Genomic DNA, 6,092 nt, shown 5'->3' with positions numbered 1-6,092 from the left:
TACCCAATCCGGTGGTTCTATATTAACCCTTAAATAAAAATTATATTAGTCATTGAAGCACATAAACATCTTTCTTTTTTATAAAAAAAATTCTTATTTCTATTATCTGTTTGAAATTCTTAATGCAGTGTTTCAAAACCTGTGACAAAACATTTGCAAATCAGTTTTTATTGTATCGGTTGTAAATAGAAATATGGTATATACTTATGTCCCTTCTTATATTGGCTAGGTTTAATTGTTCGTGTAAATCTTTGTAAGTGTAATACAATTCATTCAATTCAAGAGTACAGAACTGGCTAATTACAAACTCTTCAATTTCCTTTTCGATTGATGTCATGTTTCTGCGAATCAAAACATCTAATACTGGGCATAAATCTACTCTTTGGTAAATCACATCCGGGTTGTTGTATAAAATTATTTGATCGCAAGTTGTTTAGTTCTAATATTTTCAAAATGTTTGAAGAAGACAGCCTTAAATTTTATGGTAAAAGAGATCAATTCCACACTTAGAAATTTACTGGATTACAGATTTTGAGTTATAAGTAAGAGGTTTATCTGGGTAAGATGAAATAAAGAAACCTCAATTAATATTTTAAATCAATAAAAGGTTTTTATGGTTTATAGTATTACACAAAAAAAAATGTGTTAAAATACTGATTTTAAGTATTTTAATTTAATAAGAAGAGAAATACTGCGATTTTATCAAGTTAAATATCAATGTTTTTTATAAGTAAAATATTACGTGCAAATACCTGTTTCTTTTAGAAAGACTAAGGAATGTGGAAAGCCGTAAAGATATTATGAATCAGTCGATTAGTTTTGGAGGCAAAATTTAATTGCCAAAACCAAAGGCTACTTATGAAAAAACTCTACCTAATACTGCTTCTCTTTACTTCATCTTTTTTTGCCTATTCCCACGAGCAGATGCTGACAATAAAGCACAGGCTGACGGGCAGGCTTATGCCGATGCACATGGTAAATATACAAGTACAAATCAATAACAAATTGTCTTTATAAAAAAAGAACATTAAAAAAGCACTTCTATGCAAAAATATATAGTACAGTTTGTTTTATTATTAATAGCAAGCTTTGGCTTAACTGCCCAAACCTTCAGCGATGATAACTTTGTATACACGCTTACCCCAAAAAAAGCGGTGAAGGCAGCAAATCTACATACGCTGACCAAAGACGAGATGAGTCAGAATGTGACCTATTTTGACGGACTGGGGCGCCCGATACAAACCATTGCAATTGGTCAGGGAGCAGCCGGACAAGACATTATAACTCCTATAGAATATGACGGCTTTGGCCGACAAGCCAAAGAATACCTGCCATACCCGGCTGCCAATGGAGGCAGCAGCTATCCCAGAATAGACCCCAATACGGCCATAGCTGCCGCAAAAGGCATTTATAGCGCTGCAAAATATGACAATACCCCAAATCCTTTCTCCGAGAAAGCCTTTGAACCATCGCCTCTGAACCGCGTGCTCAAGCAAGCTGCGCCCGGAGCTTCCTGGGAAATGGGCAAAGGCCACGAGATTAAAATCGATTATCAGGCTAATACCGCTGCTGATACCGTAAAACGATACAAAGCCAATACCAGCTGGGAAGCAGACTTAGGACTGTACAATATTAGTCTTACAGAGCCGGGAACTTATGCAGACGGGACACTCTACAAAACGGTAACTTATGATGAGAATACAACAGCAACCCCAAGTGAAAGTGCCGGTGCTACAGTAGAATTTAAAAACAAAGAAGGTAAAGTTATCCTCAAAAGAACTTACAATTCAGGCAACCGACACGATACGTACTACGTTTACAATATTTATGGCAACCTGACTTATGTATTGCCCCCAAAAGTATCGGGGGCAGTCAGTGACGAGATTTTAAACGGTTTGTGCTACCAATACAAATACGACTACCGCAATCGTCTGGTCGAGAAAAAACTACCCGGAAAACAATGGGAATTTATTGTGTACGACAAACTCGATCGCCCCGTCGCGACGGGACCGGCTTTTTCGCCCTTTAAAGACGAAACTGCCGAAGGCTGGATCATTACCAAATACGATGCTTTTGGCAGACCTGTTTATACGGGTTGGAGCAGTCAGTCTTCCAATGCGGTCACCAGAAAAGCATTACAGGATGCCCAAAATACGGCTACTGTTTTGTTTGAAACGAAAAAGTCCTCAGGAACCATAGATGATATTTCGGTATATTACAGTAATGACATTGCTCCGACCAATTTTAAACTTTTAACCGTTACTTATTACGATGATTATGCTTTTCCCAATGCAGAAATCCGACCTGCTGCCGTTGAAGGGCAGACCGTTTTAGACAATGCCAAAGGTTTGGTGACCGGGAGCTGGGCAAGAGCTCTGACTACTGCCTCAGCTGCATTGGGAGAAACCACTACCACTTTTTACGATACCAGATCACGTGCGGTGAGAACCCGGACTCAAAATCATTTGGGAGGTTATACCAATACCAACAGTAAACTTGATTTTACTGGAAAGTCACTCTATACCGTCACCAAACACAAACGTACTTCGGGAGACACAGAGCTAACGATAAAGGAAGAATACACCTATTCGCCACAAGACCGTTTACTAACCCATACCCATCAAATCAACGGAGGAACCGTTGAAGTTTTGGCGAACAATACTTATGATGATCTGGGGCAATTGATTACTAAAAATATTGGGAATTCTCTGCAGAAGATTGATTATAGTTATAACATCAGAGGCTGGCTTACCGGAATTAACAATGTAGAGAACCTACAGCAAGATACAGACCCGTTAGATTTGTTTGCTTTTAAAATCAATTATGACAAACAACCGGGCAACTCGCAGGTACAGGCCTTGTATAATGGAAATATCTCAGAAACCACCTGGAAAACTGCAACCGATCTTTCTAAACGTTCTTACGGTTATCTCTATGACAAGCTGAACCGTCTAACCAATGCGATGTATGGAAAACCCGATGATGCTATTGCGGTATCTGGCGCTTATAACGAAAGTTTGAGTTACGATAAAAACGGAAATATTAAATCCCTGCAACGTTATGGGACCAGTGATGCGCCTTCTGTTGTTTTTCAAACCGATGATTTGACTTATGAGTATTTGAATGTAAATTCAAATCGTTTGATTAAGGTAACCGACGGTCCTGCCGGAAATGACAACGATGGCTTTAAAGACGGAAATAAAACGGGGGATGATTTTACTTACGATCTTAACGGCAATTTGATTGCCGACAAAAACAAAAACATCACTGCTATACAATACAACCAACTCAATTTACCCAAGAAAATTACATTTGGAACAACTGGGTCTATTGAGTATATTTACAACGCAACGGGGCAAAAACTGGAAAAATTTGTAAAAGATAAAGATGGTGTTGTAACCACTACAAATTATCTGGGAGGATTTCAGTACAGATATATCGAAGGCCAAAGTATTCCGGTTGATCCGGTTGACCCAGGCGGTGGAGATCCAGATCCTCCTGCACCTGATGATCCGGGAAATCCGAAAGATCCTATTCATGGTTTTGAGCCTGTTCCTAAAGATCCTCCGGCAGAAGCGAATCGTTTCAGTGCCTTTGCAGAACAGTCGGCAAGTCAGGCTGCCCCATCGCGACCAACATTGGAGTTTTTCCCGACAGCAGAAGGGTATTATGACAACATAGGTAAAAAGTATGTGTATCAGTATAAGGATCATTTGGGTAACATCAGGTTGAGTTATGCTAAGAATCCGGTTAACCAAGTTCTTGCGATTATTGAAGAGAGTAATTATTATCCTTTTGGGTTGAAGCACAAGGGATATAATACGGATGATTTACATCCGGACTATAAGTATAAGTACAATGGAAAAGAGTTGCAAGACGAGCTGGGGCTTGGGGTTTACTTCTTTAAGTTCAGAAGTTATGATCCAGCTTTAGGAAGATTTTGGCAAATAGATCCTTTAGCAGGAACGTACGCACACAATTCAACTTATGCATTTGCAGAAAATAATGTAAGTAGTGGAACTGATCTTGAAGGATTAGAACTTTCTTTTCATCTTAATGGAAATTTGGCAACAGCGCAAAGCGGACCAAGAGTTACAGGAGGTGTTAATGGTAATTATACGCTTCAAGAATTAAAAAGTCACATGGCTCAAAAGCAAGCAAATGTTGACAGAGCCATGGGAAAACTTATGTCAGGAGACCCGAGAAGTATTCCTAGTGGAGAGATTCGACCAGCTAAGGGAGACATAAATACTGCAAGATTTGATGATCCAGGAATGATGATTGCAGATGGCGCTCGTATTGGTGCTGAATTTATGGCAATGGAAGCTGGAGGTGCATTAGCATTAAAGGGAGCTAGTACATTTTTTAAAGGTGAAAGTGTTTGGGCTATGAATGCCCTTCAAAGAGGAAGAAGAATTGAAGATATGTTAGGAGCAAATCCATTATGGCCAAAGAACTTTCCAACAATTGATAAGGTAGTTGATGGAGTTGCAACCAGTATTAAGAGTATGGATCTAACAGCAAAATCTTATCAAAAAGGTAATGCTGTTTTGAATACCTTAAAAGGGTATGTCGATGATTTAGCTAAATTTACAAGTGAATCATGGGGAGGAACAGCAGTAACCAAAGGAGAAACTTACACAAGTAAAGCTTTAGAATTGGCAGTACAAACTGGAAAGGGCTCAGAAGGGCAATGGAATCAAATTAATCAAGCTATAGAATATGCTTTGAAACAAGATATTAATGTTACAATTAAATTTATCAAATAAAATAATGACAAAATCAGTTGTTTTAAAAAAATTTAAAAAAGATAATAGATATGTTTTACATCCTAACTTAATAGTTAAAGATAGTGGCTCATTTGCTATTGCTCCTTACATTATAGAACACAATTTAAATTATGATGAATTACTAGATAAGGTTTTATATGCTCTTGAGTTTAGTACGGAAGGTGAACAGCCACTTGAAGATCATAAAACGAGACTTTCAGAATATTTAAAAGGTATAGGAGTGAAAACAATTAAAGCTTTACATGATAATTCGATTAATCTTAGTTTGTATGTTAGGGATGGAATTATAAATTTTGTCCCATGGGAAAACATGGGTTCAAAAAGAGGATTTGTAGGTTATAGTGATGATTTAACTGTAAGATTACCTTTTGATTCTAGTAAAGAAGAATTGACTAAAGCATTAGAGTTAGCTTTATCAAGATGCAAATAATTTATATTTTAAAACTTTAAAACGAAACAACGATGGCAACATTGAAAGAAGATATTATACAGCAATCAGATTGGGTAATAAAAGCTTTTGAATCTGATGGGTATAAATTGGATTACTCTATTTATAGCTTTATTGAAATCGACAGATTTTTTCAGAAAAACTTAATCGATGGCAAACCAAAACGTGGTGGTAGATTATCCAAAAATTTTGGAGCGATTGTATTTTCGATATCTAGTTATGTTGCTCAAACATTAATAAAAAATGTTCCAAATTCTAGTATTGTGACGGATGATAGTGACGTAAATGGAGAAATTAATTTTTCGGTTGAATTATCCAATGGAACAGTTTGTTTTCCTGCACAAAGAGTTATGAAAAGGATAAAAAATGGTTTAGAAGATGCTATTTATCCTTATGGATACGAATTAGCAAAAGAATTTATAAATGAATCTTTCGACCAATCATTTTGGGACATTGGAAAAGGTGAAGAACTAGAGGAAGAATCAAAACCTTGGTGGAAACTTTGGTAAAATAATATTGGAATAGAAAACCGTTTCCAACGGTATTCAGAATACAGGGATGGGCGCACATTTGTCCATCCTTTTCCTTTTTCATCAGTTAGATCTTAAATATTAAAAATATGACAGTTCCTAAATCATATTCTTCGAGAAAATGTTTATTAATGATTTCTGACATAAAAATATTTTCTTTTTAATGTGCTTTGAATGGAGTCAAGAAGTTTTTAAGATTTTAGTTTTTCTCAAAAGTTTTTTTTTAAACTTCTTAAACAAGATTAAATTAAATGCTAAAGATATTAAAAGCAAAATTGAGAATAAGCAGATTAAACCAGAACTCAAATAAATTGAATTTATAAC

The 6,092-nt window shown here is 36.4% G+C and carries 5 protein-coding genes; 4 read left to right on the top strand and 1 reads right to left on the bottom strand.

Features of this window, described 5'->3' with window-relative positions; translation table 11 throughout:
- Positions 1-160: 160 nt before the first annotated feature.
- Positions 161-337: a hypothetical protein gene (locus JO950_RS20955; protein WP_237732412.1), complete on the bottom strand. Its 177-nt coding sequence runs from the start codon at positions 335-337 to the stop codon at positions 161-163.
- A gap of 499 nt (positions 338-836) precedes the next feature.
- Between JO950_RS20955 and JO950_RS20950 the strand changes: the two genes are divergently transcribed.
- Genes JO950_RS20950 through JO950_RS20930 form a run of 4 tightly spaced genes read left to right on the top strand, consistent with a single transcriptional unit; the run spans position 837 to position 5,747 of the window.
- Entirely contained in the window at positions 837-1,001 is a 165-nt protein-coding gene (locus tag JO950_RS20950; RefSeq protein ID WP_202704384.1) for a hypothetical protein, read from the top strand.
- Between the two features lie 42 nt (positions 1,002-1,043).
- On the top strand, positions 1,044-4,769 hold the full coding sequence (locus tag JO950_RS22350) for a DUF6443 domain-containing protein (protein ID WP_237732411.1): 3,726 nt from the start codon (positions 1,044-1,046) through the stop codon (positions 4,767-4,769).
- Positions 4,744-5,220, top strand: coding sequence for a contact-dependent growth inhibition system immunity protein (locus JO950_RS20935; RefSeq protein WP_237732410.1), 477 nt, complete (start codon positions 4,744-4,746; stop codon positions 5,218-5,220). The genes JO950_RS22350 and JO950_RS20935 overlap by 26 nt, the downstream gene beginning before the upstream one ends.
- 32 nt (positions 5,221-5,252) lie before the next feature.
- Positions 5,253-5,747, top strand: a complete 495-nt coding sequence (locus tag JO950_RS20930) for a hypothetical protein (RefSeq protein ID WP_202704382.1) — start codon at positions 5,253-5,255, stop codon at positions 5,745-5,747.
- The last annotated feature ends 345 nt before the right edge of the window (positions 5,748-6,092 follow it).

This window comes from Flavobacterium sp. UGB4466, from assembly GCF_903469665.1.
GTDB lineage: Bacteria > Bacteroidota > Bacteroidia > Flavobacteriales > Flavobacteriaceae > Flavobacterium > Flavobacterium lipolyticum.
This window is presented reverse-complemented; position numbering and strand designations above follow the sequence as displayed.